20 protein-coding genes are annotated in these 20,371 nt (G+C 59.7%); 19 read left to right on the plus strand and 1 reads right to left on the minus strand.

The window, feature by feature from the left end:
* The first annotated feature begins 1 nt into the window (after position 1).
* Positions 2–508, plus strand: coding sequence for a flagellar basal body-associated FliL family protein (locus C3Y91_RS15525; protein WP_018072573.1), 507 nt, complete (start codon positions 2–4; stop codon positions 506–508).
* Positions 505–1,242, plus strand: coding sequence for a flagellar type III secretion system pore protein FliP (gene fliP / locus C3Y91_RS15530; protein WP_018486393.1), 738 nt, complete (start codon positions 505–507; stop codon positions 1,240–1,242). Before C3Y91_RS15525 ends, fliP begins: the two co-directional genes overlap by 4 nt.
* A 140-nt stretch (positions 1,243–1,382) precedes the next feature.
* Here the strand turns inward: fliP and C3Y91_RS15535 are convergent, their stop codons facing one another.
* Complete coding sequence (locus C3Y91_RS15535) at positions 1,383–3,356, minus strand: O-linked N-acetylglucosamine transferase, SPINDLY family protein (RefSeq protein ID WP_018072575.1); 1,974 nt, start codon at positions 3,354–3,356, stop codon at positions 1,383–1,385.
* A gap of 430 nt (positions 3,357–3,786) precedes the next feature.
* On the opposite strand from C3Y91_RS15535, the gene C3Y91_RS15540 reads away from it, so the two are divergent.
* From C3Y91_RS15540 to fliQ, 17 genes are all read left to right on the plus strand, one after another.
* The gene (locus tag C3Y91_RS15540) at positions 3,787–4,692 is read left to right on the plus strand and encodes a flagellin N-terminal helical domain-containing protein (RefSeq protein ID WP_168575554.1); all 906 of its coding nucleotides are present in this window, start codon (positions 3,787–3,789) and stop codon (positions 4,690–4,692) included.
* Between the two features lie 282 nt (positions 4,693–4,974).
* On the plus strand, positions 4,975–5,883 hold the full coding sequence (locus C3Y91_RS15545) for a flagellin N-terminal helical domain-containing protein (RefSeq protein WP_018072577.1): 909 nt from the start codon (positions 4,975–4,977) through the stop codon (positions 5,881–5,883).
* 245 nt (positions 5,884–6,128) lie between these two features.
* A complete protein-coding gene (locus C3Y91_RS15550; protein ID WP_012756068.1) occupies positions 6,129–7,040 on the plus strand; it encodes a flagellin N-terminal helical domain-containing protein in 912 nt (303 codons plus the stop codon).
* Positions 7,041–7,340: 300 nt separating this feature from the next.
* Positions 7,341–8,303, plus strand: a complete 963-nt coding sequence (locus C3Y91_RS15555) for a flagellin N-terminal helical domain-containing protein (RefSeq protein WP_018072578.1) — start codon at positions 7,341–7,343, stop codon at positions 8,301–8,303.
* Positions 8,304–8,507: 204 nt separating this feature from the next.
* On the plus strand, positions 8,508–9,137 hold the full coding sequence (locus C3Y91_RS15560; RefSeq protein WP_130680999.1) for a hypothetical protein: 630 nt from the start codon (positions 8,508–8,510) through the stop codon (positions 9,135–9,137).
* On the plus strand, positions 9,134–10,453 hold the full coding sequence (locus C3Y91_RS15565; protein WP_168575555.1) for a MotB family protein: 1,320 nt from the start codon (positions 9,134–9,136) through the stop codon (positions 10,451–10,453). Before C3Y91_RS15560 ends, C3Y91_RS15565 begins: the two co-directional genes overlap by 4 nt.
* A 4-nt stretch (positions 10,454–10,457) precedes the next feature.
* Complete coding sequence (gene motC / locus C3Y91_RS15570) at positions 10,458–11,753, plus strand: chemotaxis protein MotC (RefSeq protein ID WP_018486399.1); 1,296 nt, start codon at positions 10,458–10,460, stop codon at positions 11,751–11,753.
* Positions 11,750–13,186, plus strand: a complete 1,437-nt coding sequence (fliK, locus tag C3Y91_RS15575) for a flagellar hook-length control protein FliK (RefSeq protein ID WP_130685932.1) — start codon at positions 11,750–11,752, stop codon at positions 13,184–13,186. Before motC ends, fliK begins: the two co-directional genes overlap by 4 nt.
* A complete protein-coding gene (locus C3Y91_RS15580) occupies positions 13,134–13,691 on the plus strand; it encodes a lytic transglycosylase domain-containing protein (protein WP_020397572.1) in 558 nt (185 codons plus the stop codon). Before fliK ends, C3Y91_RS15580 begins: the two co-directional genes overlap by 53 nt.
* 280 nt (positions 13,692–13,971) lie before the next feature.
* A complete protein-coding gene (gene rem, locus C3Y91_RS15585; protein WP_003545558.1) occupies positions 13,972–14,643 on the plus strand; it encodes a transcriptional activator Rem in 672 nt (223 codons plus the stop codon).
* A gap of 125 nt (positions 14,644–14,768) precedes the next feature.
* Complete coding sequence (locus tag C3Y91_RS15590) at positions 14,769–16,070, plus strand: flagellar hook protein FlgE (protein ID WP_018072584.1); 1,302 nt, start codon at positions 14,769–14,771, stop codon at positions 16,068–16,070.
* 19 nt (positions 16,071–16,089) lie between these two features.
* Positions 16,090–17,577 (plus strand): flagellar hook-associated protein FlgK, encoded by a 1,488-nt coding sequence (flgK, locus tag C3Y91_RS15595; protein ID WP_168575556.1) that lies wholly within the window; start codon positions 16,090–16,092, stop codon positions 17,575–17,577.
* A gap of 3 nt (positions 17,578–17,580) precedes the next feature.
* Positions 17,581–18,627 carry a flagellar hook-associated family protein gene (locus C3Y91_RS15600; RefSeq protein ID WP_024320935.1) on the plus strand — a complete coding sequence of 349 codons (1,047 nt, stop codon included), beginning with the start codon at positions 17,581–17,583 and terminating at the stop codon, positions 18,625–18,627.
* Positions 18,628–18,661: 34 nt separating this feature from the next.
* Positions 18,662–19,009 (plus strand): flagellar biosynthesis regulator FlaF, encoded by a 348-nt coding sequence (flaF, locus tag C3Y91_RS15605; RefSeq protein WP_003545562.1) that lies wholly within the window; start codon positions 18,662–18,664, stop codon positions 19,007–19,009.
* Complete coding sequence (gene flbT, locus C3Y91_RS15610; RefSeq protein ID WP_003545563.1) at positions 19,006–19,455, plus strand: flagellar biosynthesis repressor FlbT; 450 nt, start codon at positions 19,006–19,008, stop codon at positions 19,453–19,455. Before flaF ends, flbT begins: the two co-directional genes overlap by 4 nt.
* Positions 19,446–19,883, plus strand: coding sequence for a flagellar hook assembly protein FlgD (gene flgD, locus C3Y91_RS15615; protein WP_130664087.1), 438 nt, complete (start codon positions 19,446–19,448; stop codon positions 19,881–19,883). Before flbT ends, flgD begins: the two co-directional genes overlap by 10 nt.
* A gap of 99 nt (positions 19,884–19,982) precedes the next feature.
* A complete protein-coding gene (gene fliQ, locus C3Y91_RS15620; protein ID WP_009992823.1) occupies positions 19,983–20,249 on the plus strand; it encodes a flagellar biosynthesis protein FliQ in 267 nt (88 codons plus the stop codon).
* The last annotated feature ends 122 nt before the right edge of the window (positions 20,250–20,371 follow it).

A 20,371-nucleotide genomic window follows, 5' to 3' on the forward strand; every position in this document is an offset into this window, starting at 1 on the left:
GATGGCAGAGCCAGACGCAAGCGCAGGTCAATCGAAGAAGAAATCCGGCTCGCTGATGACGATCATCGGCATCGCCGTCCTGACCCTGCTCGGCGCCGGCGGCGGCTGGGCGGTCGGCACGATCGTCGCGCCCAACATCAAGGGCGCCAAGGAGATCGAGCAGGCCAAGGATGCCGAGGCCAAGAAGAAGGCCGAGGAAGGTCTGGCGCGCATCTCGACCGAGGCCAACAACGTCGTCCAGCTTGAACCAATCACGTCGAACCTCGCTTACCCCTCGGAAAACTGGGTCCGACTCGAAGTCGCGCTGCTGTTCAACGGGCCGCCGGATGTCAAGGTTTCCGAGGATATTCATCAGGATATCCTAGCCTATATCAGAACCGTTTCCCTTCAGCAGATCGAGGGGCCGCGCGGCTTTCAATATCTCAAGGATGACATACAGGAACGTGTTGACCTTCGCTCGCAAGGGCGGGTATCGAAGGTCATGTTCAGGACATTTGTCATCGAATGATTCGATTCATAGTTTTCCTTGCCGCCATCATGGCGGTACCGGAACTGGCGGTGGCACAGCAGCTTCCGACTGACTTGTTGAACGTGCCGGTCGATGGCTCCGTCGCCGCCTGGATCATCCGCACATTCGGCCTGCTAACCATTCTTTCGGTCGCGCCGGGCATCCTGATCATGGTGACGAGCTTCCCGCGCTTCATCATCGCCTTCTCGATCCTGCGCTCAGGGATGGGCCTCTCCTCGACGCCTTCCAACATGATCCTTTTGTCGCTGTCGCTGTTCATGACCTTCTACGTCATGTCGCCGACCTTCGATCAGGCCTGGCAGAACGGCGTGCAGCCGCTGCTTGCCAATCAGATCAACGAGACCGAGGCCGTCCAGCGTATCGCCGAACCCTTCCGCACCTTCATGGCGGCGAATACCCGCGACAAGGATCTGGCGCTCTTCGTCGATCTGGCGCGTGAACGCGGACAGAATATCCAGACGACGGATCCGATCGACTATCGCGTGCTGATCCCGGCCTTCATGATTTCCGAGATTCGCCGCGGCTTCGAGATCGGCTTCCTCGTCGTGCTGCCATTCCTCGTCATCGACCTCATCGTTGCCACAATCACCATGGCCATGGGCATGATGATGTTGCCGCCGACCTCGATCTCGCTGCCTTTCAAGATTCTCTTCTTCGTGCTGATCGACGGCTGGAACCTGCTGGTCGGCAGCCTGGTGCGTTCGTTCAACTGAGCGGCTGCCGCCGCTTGATATTGGCCAATGAGAAACCCGCCGGATCACTCCGGCGGGTTCTTTCATTATGCACAATTCAAAGTGCTACAGCGTCCTTTACCCGTCTGAAAGACGCGCGACGCTGTCGCGGTCGAAAAGCCTCACTCGGCTGCGAATGGCGCCGTGCGCGGCGGCAGCGCCGGGATGTCCATGTGATCGGGTGCGAGACCCTGCTTGGAACGCTCGGCCATGATTTCATAGGCCTGCTCCAGATGGTCGCAGAACCGTTCGGCGTCGAAGAGCGGCGCGATATAGCGCTTCTCCTTGAGATGCGCCTTGTACTCAGCGATCCGTCCGGGATTTTCAGCCAGTTCGACAGCCATGTCCTCATAGGCCCGCAGGTCGTCTGCGACGAGATCGGGCAGGTCTATGGCCCTGAGCAGGCTCTCGCTGACGCGTGACGCGAAATTGGTACCCTTGACGGTCAGGACCGGCAGGCCGCCCCAGAGCTGCTCCGAGGTGGTCGTGTGGCCGTTGACGGGGAAGGTATCGATGCCGAGGTCGGCCGCCTGCTGGCGGTCGATGTGCTGTTCATAGGGCGCGCGCGGGCAGAAGATGATCCGCTTGGGCGAAATGCCCGCCGCCTGGAATTGCTTCAGCAGGTTTGCCTGGTTGCGCGGCGTATTCGCCATCAGCCAGAGCACGCTGTTCGGGGCGCGCTTCAGGATACGGCACCAGCTGCCGATCGTCTCCGGCGTGATCTTGCGGTTACCGTTGAAGGACGCGAAGATGAAGGCGTCTTCCGGCAGGCCGAGTTGCTCGCGGGTGACAGGACGCGGCTTCGGACGATGCATCGGGTCGTTCGGCTGGTAGCTCTCCGGCAGCCGGCAGAACTTCTCATGGTAGAAGGGCTTGGCCACCTCGGGCAGGACGAAATGGTCGCCGATGACGTAGTCGAGGTCGACATTGACCGTGCTGCCGGGAAAACCGAGCCAGCCGACATGCACCGGTGCGAGCGGCAGGTTGAAGGCCGTCGCGCGACTGCCCGAAGTGTGGCCCTTCAGGTCGACCATGATGTCGATATTGTGCTCGCGCACCACTTCCAGCACCGCCTGGTCGGAGAAGCCGTGAACGGTGACGATCCGGCCCCAGCGGCTGCGGTCGATCGTGTTGTGCTTGAGGTATTCCGGGCCAGTATGGCAGAAGAGCGTCACCTCGAACCGGTCCTTGTCGTGCAGTTCGAGGATGCGCTGCAAGAGCTTCATCGTTGCGTGGCGATCCCAGAAGTCTGATGACATGTAGCCGATCCGGATCTTGTCCGACCAACTGTGCGGCTGGTTGCGGCGGAAGGCCACCCGTTCCTGGTTGAGGGGGGTGGTGCCGATCGTCGCATACCGGTTGAAGTCTTCGTTACCGCACCAGTGCAGATGATAGAACGGGTTGTCCTTGCGCAGGATCTCGATATCGCCCTTTGCAAGGGCCGCGTCGATCACCGCCTGATGCTTGCTCGCCTCTTCGAACTCATTGAATTCGCGAGCGAAAACCAGATGCAGAAAGCGGAATGCGAGATTGCCGGGAAAACGCTTGAAGATGTTGCGCGCGAGGTTCTGGTTGGTTGCGTCGTTCAGATCGTCGCTCAGCAGCAGGGCCGCCAGGCGCATATGATCGGGATTGGCACTCTGCGACAGCACCGTCTTGAACGGGCGGATGATATCCCGCTGCTGGCGCTTCAAATAGATCGCGGTGATGATGAAGGCGAGCTCCGCGTCTTCCTGCGCTTTGGTGAGGTTTCGCATGGCGATCAGCAGAGCATCGTCCTCATTGCCGGTCTCGTAATGCAGCTTGGCAGCCTGTTTCTGGTATTCGTAGGAATTCGGTCCTTCGCAGTTGCCGGCCAGGCCATAGGCTTTTGCGGCATCGGCCTTGAAGCCGAGCTGCACGAGGTTCTTGGCCAGCAGCGCATAGGTCTTGGCGTCCGGCTGGATATCCATCAACTGGTTGAGCGTCGCCAAGGACTGTGTGTAGCGGCCCATCTGGTAATCCTTGGATGCCGCAGAGAACGAAACTTTGCTGTTCAAAACCCAACTCCGTGAAGGAAATATTCTGGCATGGCTGTCGATCGCCGAAGCGCGCATGGACCGTCCTCCCCAAAACGAGGCCAGTCCGATGATGCTATACCGGCATCTGCCATACTGGCATTCGAAGCTTGCTTGAAACCGGTGGCGCGATGAGTGCCTGCTTTGTCCAGAAAGCCTCGACTGTCCCAGGAAAGCGCCGCTTCCGCCGGTAAAATTCGCTTTTACCGCTCGAATTCGGATGCCAAAAATTATCTTCAGCAGGCATTAACTAAGCCTTGTGAGAAGGCATTAACTATGCCCTGTGAGGAGCCGGCCGAGGGTCTGTATTTTTAAGGAGTTGGCAAGCATTGGCTGCGAGATTGCCCTGGACATGACGGGTTTGGGCCAAACAAAACAGGCGCCGAGTAGCATGAAGCTGGTCCGTCATCGCCGGTACTATAGTCCGGTATGTCCTCCTTTTTGTATCTAGTTTCCAGGGGACAGACTTATGACAAGCATTAACACGAATTCTTCCGCAATGGCCGCTCTCCAGACGCTGCGTAGCGTCAACCAGAACCTGAACAACACGCAGAACCACGTTTCTTCTGGTTACCGTGTTGAAAAGGCTTCGGACAACGCTGCTTACTGGTCGATCGCAACGACCATGCGTTCGGACAACAAGGCTCTCTCGGCTGTCTCCGACGCTCTCGGCCTCGGCGCTGCAAAGGTCGACACCGCTTACTCCGCCATGGACAGCGCCATCGACGTCGTCGGCGACATCAAGGCGAAGCTCGTTGCTGCCACTGAAAACGGCGTCGACAAGGCCAAGGTCCAGGAAGAAATCGGTCAGCTGCAGCAGCAGCTCCTGAGCATCGCTCAGTCGGCTTCCTTCAATGGTGAAAACTGGGTTGCCGGCGCTGACGGCACCAAGAGCGTCGTCTCCTCGTTCGTCCGTGATGGCTCCAACGCCGTTTCGATCACCACGACCGACTATGTTCTCGACAGCGGCTCTGCAGGCAACGTTCTGTTCGGCATGAGCGGCGGCTCGGTCGAAACCTCCACGGGTATCCTCGGCACTTCGAGTGGTGCAACCGGTTCGATCTACGCGATGGACATCACCAGCTTTACGTCCGGCCAGATCCAGTCGGCTCTGACCAACGTTGAAGCGGCTCTGAAGGCCATGACAAGCGCCGGCGCTGCTCTCGGCTCGCTCTCCAGCCGCATCGACGCCCAGGACGACTTCGTCTCCGCTCTCAGCGACTCGATCGACTCCGGTGTCGGCCGTCTCGTCGACGCCAACATGGAAGAAGAGTCCTCCAAGCTCAGCGCCCTGCAGACCCAGCAGCAGCTGGCGATCCAGTCGCTGTCGATCGCGAACTCCTCTTCGCAGAACATCCTGTCGCTCTTCCGCTAAGACCGGTCGGCACAAGGTTTCCAAGTCTCGCGGCCGGGTCATCCCCGGCCGCGAAATATTTTAATATAAGGTTAATGAAAATCCTTCTAACCATCAGATATTTTTAAGTAATTTCCAATTCGAATTCAGCTTTCCTTAACCATCTTGGTGTTTTCTAGGCCCATCGAAACGGCGAGTTAACCTTAACAGAAATGGTTAACAGGCATGATGCTGATCGCTGTGGGCCGGCCGAAAATCCGGAATGTCCCTGTTTAAAATCTGCCAACAAGGGGCAAGCAATCTATGACGAGCATCAACACCAATAACGCTGCAATGGCAGCCCTCCAGACTCTCCGTGGCATCAACCAGGGTCTCCAGGAAACCCAGGCCCACGTTTCGTCCGGCTATCGCGTCGGCAAGGCTTCCGACAACGCTGCTTACTGGTCGATCGCAACGACCATGCGTTCGGACAACAAGGCTCTCTCGGCTGTCTCCGACGCTCTCGGCCTCGGCGCTGCAAAGGTCGACACCGCTTACTCCGCCATGGACAGCGCCATCGACGTCGTCGGCGACATCAAGGCGAAGCTCGTTGCCGCCACTGAAAACGGCGTCGACAAGGCCAAGGTCCAGGAAGAAATCAGCCAGCTGCAGCAGCAGCTCTTGAGCGTCGCTCAGTCGGCTTCCTTCTCCGGTGAAAACTGGGTTGCCGGCGCTGACGGCACCAAGAACGTCGTTGCCTCCTTCGTCCGTGACGGCTCCAACGCCGTTTCGGTCGTGATGACCGACTATGTTCTCGACAGCAGCTCCATGGGCAACGTTCTGTTCGGCATGAGCGTCGGCTCGGTCGAAACCTCCACGGGTATCCTCGGCACTTCGAATGGTGCGACCGGTTCTGTCTACGCAATGGACATCACCAACTTCACCCTCGGCGAAATCCAGTCGGCTCTGACCAACGTTGAATCGGCTCTGAAGGCGATGACCAGCGCCGGCGCTCAGCTCGGCTCGATCTCCAAGCGCATCGAACTGCAGGAAAACTTCGTCTCGGCTCTCAGCGACTCGATCGACTCCGGTGTCGGCCGTCTCGTCGACGCCAACATGGAAGAAGAGTCCTCCAAGCTCAGCGCCCTGCAGACCCAGCAGCAGCTGGCCGTCCAGTCGCTGTCGATCGCGAACTCCTCTTCGCAGACCATCCTCACGCTGTTCCGCGGCTAATAGCCCTCGGAAACATCAGCCCGCCGGTCTCCGGCGGACATCAGAATCGAGCCGCGCTTCAATGGAGCGCGGCTTTTTTAATGTCCGTTAACGATCGATTAACCATAATGCTGTCTTCTGCGGTCAACGAGACGGCGGGTTAACCAAATTTAAGAACCGGTTAACAGGCATGAGGCTGGTCCCCGTTCCCGGTAGCTTTCCGGAATGTCCCTTTTTTCCATCTGCCAACAAGGGGCAATCATTTCATGACCAGCATTTTGACGAACGTCGCGGCAATGGCCGCTCTTCAGACACTTCGCGGCATCAACGACAGCCTCGAGGACACGCAGAACCGCGTATCATCGGGCTACCGCGTCGAAAAGGCGGCCGACAACGCCGCCTACTGGTCGATCGCAACGACCATGCGTTCCGACAACAAGGCACTTTCCGCCGTTTCCGACGCTCTTGGCCTCGGCGCCGCCAAGGTCGACACCGCTTACTCCGCCATGGACAGTGCCATCGATGTCATCAGCGAGATCAAGGCGAAGATCGTCGCTGCAACCGAAAAGGGTGTCGACAAGGCCAAGGTCCAGGAAGAAATCGGCCAGCTGCAGCAGCAGCTCCTGAGCATCGCGCAATCGGCTTCCTTCTCCGGTGAAAACTGGGTTGCCGGCGCCGACGGCACCAAGAGCGTCGTTTCCTCGTTCGTCCGCGATGGCAACGGCAATGTCTCGGTCAAGACGACGGACTACATTCTGGACACGAGCTCCACGGGCAACGTTCTCTTCGGCATGGACTCGACCGGCGCGATCGAGACCAGCTCCGGCCTTATCGGCACATCGTCCGGTACGATCGGCTCGATCTACTCGATGGACATCACCAACTTCGATTCGCCTGAGATCTCCATGGCCCTGACGTCGATCGAGGCAGGCCTTGAGGCGATGACCAAGGCTGCATCGCAGCTCGGCTCTATTTCCACGCGCATTGAGCTGCAGGAAGGCTTCGTCAGCGCGCTCAGCGATTCGATCGACTCCGGTGTCGGCCGCCTCGTCGACGCCAATATGGAAGAAGAATCCTCCAAGCTCAGCGCCCTGCAAACCCAGCAACAGCTGGCCATCCAGTCGCTGTCGATCGCCAACTCCAGCGCTCAGAACATCCTCACGCTGTTCCGCAGCTAAGTCAGGCGCTGAAGCTGGACCGAATCTTGCGGCGTCGTCTGGCCGCAAACGAGAAGCCTCCCGGACCGCGCCCGAAACGGCGCGGTTCTTTCTTTTATATCAATAGTTTGATCGAAATTTCGGCCGACGCGCCAGGCTCGGCGCCGTGCTCTTGCCCAACAGGTTGATATCGAGTTAACTTCGCTTTGAGTTGATTTGCTTTTGCGACACACCGGTGGAAACCCTGCCGGAGGCATGACGCCACCCCAGTCGCCGCCGGCAATCCGGCCTGCCCTTTCACCCCGATTCCGAGACCTGTCGATGACCGTTAAGATTACCAGCGCGGCCGCGGTGAATGCGCTTGCGGTGCTGCGCAGCATCAACAAAGAAGCCAACCAGACCCAACAGCAAGTGTCCTCGGGATATCGTATCGAGACCGCAGCCGATGATGCGTCTTATTGGTCGGTCGCGACCGTCATGCGCTCGGACAGCACCAATCTCGGAACGATCGGAGATGCGCTCGGCCTCGGCGCTGCCAAGGTGGATGCAACCTACACGGCGATGAACTCGGCGATCGATATCATAGGTGAAATTCGCGCCAAGCTGGTTTCGGCAAGAGAGCCGGGCACCGACAAGGACAAGATCAACGCCGAGATCGGCGAATACAAGGAGCAGCTGCAGACGATCGTCGAATCGACGTCGTTTGCGGGAGAGAACTGGCTGTTGAACGGCGACACTGCTGCGCCGCCGACATGGCAGGTCATCTCTGGTTTCGTGCGCGCTCCGACCGGCGAATATCAGGCCCAGACCATCGATTTCCCATCGTCGCAGACCATCCTCATCGACAAGAACAATGCCAGCGGCGGTCTGCTGACCAAGTCGGTCGATGCCAATGCGATCAATAACAGTGGCACGACGTCGCGGAATTATTATCTGCTGAACGCCAACTCCACCACGCCGGCGACGGGTACGGAAATTGCGATCGACAACAACACGACCGACGCGCAACTCGGCGACATGCTTGACGTGACCGACGCGCTGCTCTCCTCGCTGACGACGACGGCCGCGTCTATCGGCGTGATGAAGACGCGCATCGACGATCAGATCGACTATACCGCCGATCTGTCCGATTCGATCGACAAGAGCGTCGGTGCGCTCGTCGATACCGACATGGACGAGGCTTCGATCCGGCAGAAGGCGATCGAAACCCAAAAGCAGATGGCCGTCGAAGCGATCTCGATCCTCAACACGGCTGCGAGCAAGATCCTGATCCTGCTGGAATAGGGGTGGGCGCGATCACGGCTGGTGGCGGCGCCATTCATCCTCGCGCAAGTTTGACTGCCTAGTTTCCGGCATGAAGGCATCGTTCGAATCCGTGCCGGCGCAAGGTCAGGCCCTTGCCCGTTTCGAAGGGGATGCCGGCGCGCAAGGTCACTTTGAGCGGGGGGCGGGCATGTTGCATGCCTCCCGAATGCTGGATGGTTTTTTATGAACATTACGCTTTCCCGGTATTTGAAGGATTTCGGTGAACCGGAATCGTCAGCGCCGATCCTCGACATGGACGATTTCGGCGGCGACGTTTTCCCCGAACCGGCGAGCGAACCCGCGATCGACGTCGAGGCGGAGCGCCGCGAAGCGTATGCGGAAGGTCATGCCGCAGCGACCGTGGAATTAACCGAGAAATACGAACGCGAGGCGCGGACGCTGGCGGAGGTCCATGCGCGGGAACTCAAGGAGTTGAAGCTTCGCTACGAAGTCGAGGCAGCGGCGGTCATTGCATCCCGCATCCGCGATATCGCCGAAGAGATCGCTCAGCTGGTCAGCGCCGGCGCCGCCGTGGCCATCGCGCCTGTGATGACCGAAGCGCTTGCCGCCAAGGCTGCCGAAAGCCTCGCTGCCCTGCTGCGCGACGCGATCCTCGAAGGCGCGGCCGGAGCGATCGTCGTCAGGGGGCCGATCCGGCTTTTCGACATATTGAAGGCCGAGCTCGGCGAACATGCCGAGGCGGTTCGCCACTTTGAGACCGACGATATCGATCTTGCCGTCGAAATCGGTGATTCCGTCATCGTCACCCGTATGTCCGCCTGGGCAGCCAGCTTGAAGAAAGTTCTCGAATGAGCGAAGGCGAAAACCACCACCACGGCAAGAACGAGATCATCATCGTCAAGAGACATGGCGGCGGTGATCACGATGGCGCCCATGGCGGTGCGTGGAAAATTGCCTATGCCGACTTCATGACGGCGATGATGGCGTTCTTCCTAGTCATGTGGCTGGTCAATGCCGCCAACGAGGAGACCAAAGCATCGGTGGCGACCTATTTCAATCCGATCAAACTCTCTGACGAAAAGCCGACAGAGAAGGGCCTGAAGAAGCCCGTCGACAACGCCGAGGGCGAGGAGAAGCAGGAGAAGTCGAAGCAGAAGGAAGAAGATCCGAACGACGGCAAGGCCGCGGCGGATGGTGATGACCAGACATCGACATCAGGCGACCAAACCAATTATTCCGAGGCCGATTTCTTCGAAAATCCGTATTCGGTTCTTGCCGAGATCGCGCAGGAAGTCGGCCAGCAGGCCAATGTCAGCGCCAAGGGCGACGGCGGTGCCGCCGATTCCGGCCCGGCCACCGGCGCCGATGGCGGCGAGGCCTATCGTGATCCCTTCGATCCGGATTTCTGGACGAAACAGGTCGAGGTCACGACGGCCGGCAAGACGTTGCCTCCCGGCAAGAGCGACCAGCAGGCGGTCGAGAGCGAGACGAGCGAGATCGCCAAAGTCGAGGATATGAAGCCTATACCGCTGACCACCGATCAGAAGGCTGCCAAGGAAACCAAAGAAACTAAGGGCGCGGTCGAAGCCAAGGACGGCAAGTCGCAGGGTGGCAAGTCGCCCGACGACAAGAAGGCCGAAGCTCAGAAGGCGACCGATCATCAGAAGGATGCGGACAAGAGCGCCGCGGAGACCGAGCAGCAGCAGAAGGAAGCCGAGCAACTGCAGGCACAAATCGCCCAGCAGATCGGCGGCGTTGCCGGCAAGCTCGCCGAGGGACTGACCGTGACGGCGTCCGAGGGCGGATTGCTGGTCAGCATCTCCGACCAGACCGACGATTCGATGTTCAATATCGGTTCTGCGGTTCCGCGCCAGGAGATGGTGCTCGCCATGGAAAAGATCGGCGCGATCCTGAAGGCGAGAGGTGGTGCGGTTGCCATCCGCGGCCACACGGACGGGCGCCAGTATAAGGGCACGCAGAACGAGAACTGGCGGCTTTCGATGGATCGCGCTCAGAGCGCCTACTACATGCTTGTGCGCGGCGGGCTCGACGAGAAACGCATCTCCCAGGTCTCCGGCTTCGCCGATCGCCGGCTGAAGCTGCCGTCCGACCCGTTCAACGCGACCAACCGCCGGATCGAGATTCTGGTGCAGGCGGATCAAGGATAGTCGAATGGCGCGTCGGCAGCATCGCTACGTCGGATTTGTGGCCCTTGGCCTGGCGATGCTTTCGTCGGCCGCAGCCAATGCACAGGATCCGGATGATCTCGCGCCGTACAAGATGCTGCGGTCGCTGCAATTCGTGCAGGATTCCGTCGTCAGCGGCGATCATTCGGCCGGCGAGATGCAGCGCTTCATGCTGGGCACGATCGACGAGCGGCTGCGCACTGTCGATCCTTCGATCTTCGACGACGACCGCAATGTCGATGCCGCGCTGATTTACGCGATGAGCGGCGGCAATCCCCAGACGCTCGAATATCTGATCGCCCACGACGTCAACGGTTATTTCGACAATCGCGTCACCGACGTGCTGCGCAAATATCTGAGCGGCAAGGGGCTCCTCGTCGCCAAGACGCTGGAGGAGACGGCCAGGGAATATCGCGACAAGAAGATCGGCCCCTACCTTGCGCTGATCGGCGGCAACGTGCTGATCGCGACGAAACCGACAGACGCGCTGGATCTCTATGACCAGGCGCGCCTTGCAGCACCCGGTACGATCGTCGAGGAGGCGGCGTTGCGCCGCTCTGTGGCCATCTGCGTCGATAAGGGGATGCTTGACAAGGGAATGGCCTATTCGCAACGTTATGTCAGGCGCTTCCTGCATTCGCCCTATGCCAGCCAATTCGCCGATCTTTTCGTCACGCTCGTCGTCGGCCACGATCACGACGTGAAACCGCAGGATGTCATCGACATCCTGTCCTTCATGGACGCTCCGCGCCAGCGCGAGGTCTATCTGCGCATCGCCCGCGCTGCCGCCATATCGGGCAAGCCGGAGCTGGCGCGCATGGCAGTCGGACGTGTGCAGTCGCTTGGCGCCGGCACCGACAATGCCTTCGGTCCGCTCGCGGATTTCTATGGCGGCATGGCCGGCCTTCCCACAGAGGATATCGACCGGGCGGCGAAGAATGTCAGCGGCATCGACGGCAACGCGCTTTCGCCGCGGGATCAGGCGCTGCAGGAGGCGGCGCGATCGGTTGCCGAGCAGATCCTGCGCGCTCCCGACCCGGCAAGCCTGACGCAAGCCTCGGATCCTAACACTGACCATCAAGAAATCACTTCTGAAAAGGCTGCGGCTATAGCGACGCAACCGGGAGCGCCAGGCGTGCTTCCCGAGCCTGTTCCGGGAGGTGTGGCATCGACTGGCCAGAGCCAGGATACCGACCCCTCATTCAACGCATTTGTGACGACCAATCGATCCAAGCTCGACGAGATCGACGGTCTTCTGGCGCAGGAAGGCAACGAACAATGATGGATATGAGCGTCTCCGGCGGAGCCCCCGGTGCGGAGTCCGCCGCGATTGCGAAATCTGCGCGACCGGCCGGAAAAGACGATGCCGCCGGCCAAAGGAACGGCTTCTCCGACGCGCTGGCCAAGGCGAGCGGCAGTGCCGTCAATGACGAGGCCGACGATGCGCAGCCGGATCAGAGCGTGGTTGCCGACGCCGGCACCGACAAGGTGGCGGGCACGATCCGCGGCCGCAGCGGCGCAAAGCCGTTGATCGATCTTAGCGACGCTGCGTTGAAGACGCAGGCGGATGTTCAGCCGGAAACGATCGTCAGTGTCGAAAAGGCCGCGGCAAAGCCCGCAAAGGCTGAGGTCAAAGTGCCGGCCGATCTCGCCTTGGGCAAGCTGGATCCGAAGGACCGCTCCGCAGATGAGATCGCTCCGGCAGCCAAGGGCGTCAAGCACGCCAAGGGCGACGCATTGGAAACCGATACGGACAACACCACCGATGACGAAGATGGCGGCATTTCGGATGTTCTCGGCCTGCTGAAGCAGGACCCCGCCGACGGTGCAGTGACTTTGCCGGCGGTGGCAGCCGCGCATCAGGTCTCCGCCAAGACCGGCGAGGCTGGAACGGCCGACAAGAAACTCGACAGTATCGACGTCAAGGCGGGCGGCCATGCGTCCGACGCCCTGGCGGCCGTCAGCAGCAACATCGAGAGCGGCAAGGCGGATGACATCAAGGTTCCCGGATCGGAGAATGCCGAAGCCGCCGATGGCAGGACATTCAGGATCAGTCGCGCCGATGGCCGCGGCGTGTCGATGGATGTCCAAATCGGCACCGATCAGGCCGGGCCGAAGGATGGCTCGAAGAAGGCCGACGTCGAAAACGTTTCGGTGCTCGAATCGCGCCGCTATATCGGCCTGATGCAGAATTCCAATTCCGCCGCTGTCGCCGCTGCTCTCTCCGGCGATTCCGAATGGGCGCGCGCCATGGAACCGAGCTCGGCGCTTTCCAACGCGGCGGAATGGACGAGCACCGGCAAGGTCGTCAATACGTTGAAGATCCAGATGAATCCGCTCGACCTCGGCCTGGTGACGGCGACCATGCGCCTGTCCGGCGACGCTCTGACCGTCGACCTCAAGGTCGAAACCGGAGCGGCCTATCGTCAAATGAAGGAAGATCACGGCAAGATTCTCGAAGCTCTGCGCAGCCAGGGTTACGCGGTCGAAAACGTCACCATCAGCATGGCGCCGGTCGAGCGTCCCGACGCCGGCAACCAGGGCCAGGCCTCCCAGCAGCAGTCGCTCCCTCAGCAGGGGCAGGGCGGCGAGGCGCGCGAGCGCCACAATCAGACGGCACAGCGGACGGACGGAGGCTTCAATGGCGCAGGCGAGACTGGTATTGAAGACGCTCGTGCTGGCGGCAGCAGCGGCGCTGGCGGCGTTTACCTCTGAGGCATCAGCCTCTACCGGCGCCTGCGAGCGCGAGATCCAGTCGGCAGCTGCCAAATACGGTATCCCGGAAGGCATCCTCTATTCGGTCGGTCTGACGGAGACCGGCCGCAAGGGCTCGCTCTATCCCTATGCCATGAACGTCGAAGGCAAGGCGATCTTTCCGCCCTCGGAGCAGGACGCGATGAGGCAGTTCGATGTCGCCCGCAACAGCGGCGCGAAGCTCATCGACATCGGCTGCATGCAGATCAACCATTACTTTCACGGCGAGAATTTCCGCTCCGCCGAGGAGATGTTCGACCCGCATCGCAATGTGGAGTATGCTGCAAAATTCCTCCGCAACCTGCATGACCGTCACGAGACATGGACGATGGCGGTAGCCAGATACCATGCCGGACCCAACAACAATCCGGCACAGAAGCAATATGTCTGCCGCGTCATCGCCAATCTGGTTGCCACGGGCTACGGCAAGTGGACTCCCAATGCGAGTAACTTTTGTCAAAATTAATTCAACCAAAGATGGAAGTGGCGTATTGTGACGAAACTGTGTCACAATATGGCAGGAATCCGGCATGAATCCCCTGTGCAAGCCATATTTAACCGACCGTTAACTTTTCCACGAAATTTTGGTGGGCATAATCAGGCATACCCACTAGATATAGATCAAATCGCTACCCAGATCTTAATCAATTATTAGTTTCTGCCATTAACTTTAACGAGTTGTCGCCGATTCGTGCGATTCGTACCCATAGATCATCGAAGTGCCACACTGATTCGGAGGCGGACGAATGATCGTAGTGGTTGATGAGCGTGAGCTCGTGAAAGATGGATACACATCTCTGTTCGGTCGTGAGGGCATTCCCTCGACCGGCTTTGATCCAGCGGAGTTCGGTGAGTGGGTACAGACCGCCGCCGATTCAGATATAGCTGCAGTCGAGGCCTTCCTGATCGGTCAAGGCCAGCGCAACTTCGAACTGCCCCGGGCGATCCGGGACCGATCGATGGCGCCGGTGATTGCGGTCAGCGACCAGCACTCGCTCGAAAACACTCTTGCACTGTTCGATTGCGGCGTCGACGACGTGGTGCGCAAACCGGTACATCCCCGCGAAATCCTCGCAAGGGCGGCTGCGATCCGGCGCCGGCTGAAGGCGATCACCAATTACACCGAGATCGGCGGAATCCGCGTCTTCTCGGATGGCCGTGACCCCGAGATCAACGGCGAAGTCTTCGCGCTTCCGAGGCGCGAGCGCCGCATCCTCGAATATTTGATCGCCAATCGCGGTCGCCGGGTCACCAAGACCCAGATCTTCAACGCTATCTACGGCATCTTCGACGAAGAGGTCGAGGAGAACGTCGTCGAAAGCCACATCTCGAAGCTGCGCAAGAAGCTGCGCAAAAAGCTCGGCGTCGATCCGGTCGATTCCAAGCGTTTCCTTGGTTACTGCATCGATTGGGCCTGATCTCTCGGCCGGGCGGCGGCGCCCGGCTGAACTTCGATATCTGGCCTCGCAGCTCGCATGACAGACAGCTTCACGCAAGGCCCGACAAATACTCTCGTGCATAACAGGTAAAACGAGGTTTTCAGATGAGCATTTTCGGCAGCATGAAGACGGCAGTATCGGGGATGAACGCTCAGGCCAACCGCCTCAGCACCGTCGCCGACAACATCGCCAACGTTAACACCACCGGTTACAAGGCTGTGTCGACGAGCTTCTCGTCGCTGGTTCTGCCCTCCTCGGGCGGCAATTACAATTCCGGCGGCGTTCAGACTTCGGTCCGCCAGGCCGTTTCCGATCAGGGCGATATTTCCTACACCACCTCGGGCACCGACCTCGCAATATCGGGCGACGGTTTCTTCATCGTCCAGGGTGCTGACGGCACTCCGGTTCTGACCCGCGCCGGTGACTTCACCAAGGACGACGAAGGCAACCTCGTCAACGCCGCCGGCTTTCAGCTGATGGGCTATTCCTACGACTCCGGCGCTCCCGCCGTCGTCGTCAACGGCTTCGACGGCCTCGTTCCCGTCAACGTCAACCAGGATGGCCTGACCGCCATCGCTTCGACCTCGGGGGTCTTCAAGGGCAACCTCGATTCCAACGCCAAGATCGCTCCGGTCGCTCCCGCGACGCTGCCGAGCGCCAATGCCGCTACTACGACAACAGACACCAAGAAGGTCTCGATGGTCGCCTACGACCGTCTCGGCAACAAGGTGATGTACGACTTCTACTTCACGAAGCAATCCGTCGTCACGCCGCCGCCGGCAACACCCGCCACGGCTGCCACCTGGGAAGTGGCGATGTTTCGCAACGCCAATGCGGCGGTCGGCGGCACGACCTCCTTCCCCTACACCGCCGGTGGCGCTGTCGGCACCGGAACGCTCACCTTCGACGCCAACGGCAAGATGACCTCGAGTGGCGCCGTTAACATCGTCGATACGGTGACCGGGCAGACGATCGCCATGGATCTCTCGGGCTTCACACAGCTCGGTGCCGACTTCTCCGGCACGGGTACGCCGAACGGTCAGGCGGCGACCCCGGTCAAGGACGTCACGATTGACGGCGATGGCATCGTCTACGCCAAGTACGAGGATGGCAGCACCAAGCCGCTCTATCGCATTCCGCTGGCCAATGTCGCAAGCCCCGACAAACTGACGCTGATGAGCGGCAACGTCTACAGCGCCAATGGCCAGTCCGGCGTGACCGTCACCGGCTTCCCGCAGACCAACGGCCTCGGCACCATCAAGTCAGGCGCTCTCGAAGGCTCGAACGTCGACCTCGCCGGCGAACTGACCGAGATGATCGAATCGCAGCGCAGCTATACCGCCAATTCCAAGGTGTTCCAGACGGGATCCGACATTATGGACGTTCTCGTCAACCTCAAGAGATAAGCAAGGTACCGGGTAAGCCATGTCGCTCACATCCGCACTTAATACCGCGCAGAATATATTCAACAATACGGGCACTCAGAGCAGTGTCGTATCGAACAATATCTCGAATGCGGGCAACAAAGATTACGTGCGCCGGCAGGCGATGCTCACCACGTCCTTGAATGGCGCGCAGGTCGTCAAGATCGACCGCGCGCAGGAAGAGGCGCTGCTGCGCCAATACCTGAAGACATCCTCTCAGGACAGTGCCCAGCAGGCATTGCTCGGCGGTCTCGAGGACCTGAAGTCGATCGTGGGTGGCAACGACTACGAAACGTCGCCATCCACCTATCTCGGTGTTTTCCAGCAGAAGCTTCAGGCCTTCCGCACGACGCCGGGCAGCACCGTCGCCGCCCAGGGCGCCATCACCGCCGCCCAGGACGTCGCCAACTCGCTGAACAATGCCTCGCAATCCGTTCAGGACGTCCGCGCCACCGCCGACAAGCAGATCGCCACCGACGTCGATAAGCTGAATACGCTTCTCAGCGACTTCGAGAAGGCCAACAATGCGGTGAAGACCGCCACGGCCTCGGGTGCGGATGCATCCGGCGCCCTCGACGAACGTGAGAAGGCTCTCAAGCAGATTTCGCAGATCGTCGGCGTCAACGCAACGACGCGCGACAATAACGACATAGTGCTGAGCACGTCTGACGGGACGATCCTCTTCGAGACGATCCCGCGCAAGGTGACGTTCAAGTCTCAGGATGTCTATACCGCGACCATCACCGGCAATTCGGTCTATGTTGACGGTGTGGCACTTCCGCGCGGCAGCGGATCGACGACGACGGGGCAGGGAAGCCTTCAGTCTCTCCTCCAAGTGCGCGACGAAATCGCCCCGAACTTCCAGAAGCAGCTGGACGAAGTCGCCCGCGGCCTGGTCTCACTCTTCAAGGAACAGAACACGGTGGCCGGCCCGGCCTATGTGCCAGGCCTCTTCACCTGGAGCGGCGGCACGGTTGATACCGGCGCCACCGCGGTTGCCGGCATGGCGGCGACCATAACGGTCAGCAGCCGCGTCATCACCTCGCAAGGCGGCGATCCGATGCGCCTGCGCGACGGTGGCGTCAACGCCACCGGGCTCGTCCTGAACACGTCAGGCGCCAGCGGTTATACGACTGAACTCGATCGTCTCTATACCGCATTGGGCTCCGACATCGATTTCGACCCAGCGGCGGGGACGCCGGTCGGGTTCGACGCCACGACCGGCATCGATTCAAACGTCAGCATCATGGAATTCGCCACAAATTCCCTCGGCTGGCTCGAACAGTACCGCAGCAATGCCACGACGGCGGCGGAAAACACCTCGGCGGCGCTGTCACGCTCCGACGAAGCCTATTCCAACGAGACGGGCGTCAATCTGGACGAGGAGCTGACGCTGCTCCTCGACATAGAGCAGTCCTACAAGGCGGCGACCAAGATCCTGAACGCCGTTGACGAAATGTTGAAGTCATTGCTGGATATTGCGAGTTAAGCCATGAAGAGCTCATTTATTTCAAGTTCGGCCATTCAGAACGCGATGCGATTGACGATCCGTCAGGCGCAGAACCAGATGACGAAGGCAACGATGGAAGCGACGACGGGCGTCTATGCGGATATCGGTGTCTCGCTCGGCGGCAATGCCTCCAGGAGCGTGGACTTCAGCCGCGAGGTCGACCGGATAGCCTCGATCAAATCGAGCAATTCGCTTGTCACTGCGCGCATGGAATCGTCGCAGCTCGGCCTTTCCAAGATGAAGGATGTCGGCGACGGCCTGGTTTCGAAGCTGACGGCGCTCCAGGGCAGCCACGACCCAGGCAGCATCACCGTCGCCATCCAGTCGGCGACCAGCGCCCTGTCCACGATGATGGACACGGCCAATACCATGGTAAACGGCGAATATCTGTTCTCGGGCATCAACACCGATGTGCAACCGCTGACCGACAAGACGACCGCGACGAGCGCAGCCATTGTCACGCAGTTGAACACCTATGCAACGGGCCTCGGCAAGGCGGTCAGTGATCTCACCGGCGCCGAAATGAGCACCTTCATCACCACGACGGTAGAGCCGATGTTCAGCGAGACCGCCTGGACCGACCCGACGACCGGCTGGTCGCAGGCATCGAGCCAGAACATGACGAGCCGCATCAGCAACTCGGAAGTGATCGAATCCTCGACCAATGCCAATTCCGAGGGCATGCGTTACTTCGCGCTCGCCTCGGTGATGACCTCGGCGCTGTTGGGCCAGGGCCTCAGCAGCGATGCGATGAGCACGGTGTCCAAGCAGGCGATCAGCTATACGACGAAGGCGACCAGCGGCCTCGTGACCCAGGCAAGCCAGCTCGGCCTTTCCCAAGAGCGCGTCAAGAAGTCCAACGACGCCCTCGACGCGCAGTCCAACATCATCAAGAACAAGCTCGTCGATCTCCAGGGGGTCGATCCTTACGAAGCCTCGACCCTCGTCAAGACTTTGGAAACGCAGCTTGAAACCGCCTACACGATCGTCTCGAAGATCCAGCAGTTGAGTCTTGTAAACTACCTTTGATGAGCAAAGGCGCGCAATAAAGAAGGATGCATGAATGTATCAGTTCTCATATGCCGAGGTCATGCAGGACTCGGTGGCCGACGCGAAAGAGCGGGAATGGCAGGTTCTTGACCGATCCATAGACCTTCTGTCGTTGGCGCGCGAAAAGGAAAAATACGGCCGCGAAGCCATTGAAGCCCTGTTTTATACACGCCGGGTGTGGATCAGCTTCATCGAGGATCTGAAACATCCCGACAACCAGCTGGAGATCGAGCTCAGGGCCAACCTCATCTCGATCGCGATCTGGATATTGAAGGAATGCGACAGGATCAGAAAACGTCAGTCTAATAACTACCAGGGCATCATCGACGTTACCACCATCATCAGGGATGGACTTAAATGAAAAGTACACTTCGCATTTCTCTGAAAGCCGGAGAAAGAATCTTCATCAACGGCGCCGTCCTGCGTGTCGACCGCAAGGTCGCGCTGGAATTCCTGAATGATGTGACGTTCCTTCTCGAAAACCACGTCCTGCAGCCGGAAGGCGCCACCACGCCTCTGCGCCAGCTCTATTTCATCGCGCAGATGATCCTCATCAACCCCGAGGGCAAGGACCACTCGACAGCGATGTTCCGCAAGTCGATCACCATGCTGCTCACCTGCTTCAAGAACGAGGAAATCCTCGCCGAACTGAAGCGCATCGATGCGCTCGTCTCGACTGGTCGCGCCTTCGATGCCTTGAAGGCGATCCGCGGCCTCTACACGATCGAAGACAATATCCTCAACAACCACGAAATGCCGCCGACGATGGTCGAGCAGATTCGCAGGGAGATTGCACCATGGCGGTAGATGCGACATCAAGCGTGAGCACGACGAGCACTTCGACCTCGACGAACTCGGCCCAGCAGAAGGCGACGCTGAACTACGACAATTTCCTTCAGCTGCTCATCGCGCAGATGAAGAACCAGGATCCGACCGATCCGGTCGACGCCAGCGAACAGATGTCGCAGCTGGCGAGCTTCTCGCAGGTCGAACAGACGATCCAGACCAACACCAAGCTGGACACGCTGCTCGCAAGCTCGAGCCTCACCCAAGCCAGCAGCTACGTCGGCAAATACATGGAAAGCGCCGACGGCACCGTCAAAGGCACCATCGAATCCGTCAAGGTTTATTCGGATGGAATCATTGCGACGACCACGGATGGCGGTAGTATACTGGTGCAGGCGGGAATCACGGTTGCCGACAAGGCACCGACCGCCGACAGCAGCGACACCTGATATCCACGGCGCCGGTGCGCCGCAGAACTCGGGTGATACCAATCAATGGCGGTCCGGCCACGGCGGGGCTGCTTCAAGGCGATATGAGGTTGCCTTCAGATGAACGAAGCTGATGCATTGGACCTGTTCCAGGCGGCGATCTGGACCGTCCTGATTGCCGCCGGTCCCGCCGTCATCGCCGCGATGGTGGTGGGTCTGGTCATTGCCTTGATCCAGGCGCTGACCCAGGTGCAGGAAGCGACGCTGACCTTCGTGCCGAAGATCGTCGCGGTGCTGATCACGGTCGGCGTCACCGCGCCTTTCGTCGGCTCGCAGATCTCGATTTTCACCAATCTGGTCTTCTCGCGCATCCAGTCCGGCTTCTAGAGCAATTCCAGCAAAAATGCGCAGCGGTTTTGCCAGGCAAAGCGCGAAGCGCTTTTGCCGGAATTGCGTAGAAACAAAAGGTTAGAGCGGTTCTACGCTTCCATGAAAAGCTGAACCGCTCT

The sequence above is a fragment of the Rhizobium ruizarguesonis genome (assembly GCF_012349115.1).
In the GTDB taxonomy this organism is placed as follows: domain Bacteria; phylum Pseudomonadota; class Alphaproteobacteria; order Rhizobiales; family Rhizobiaceae; genus Rhizobium; species Rhizobium ruizarguesonis.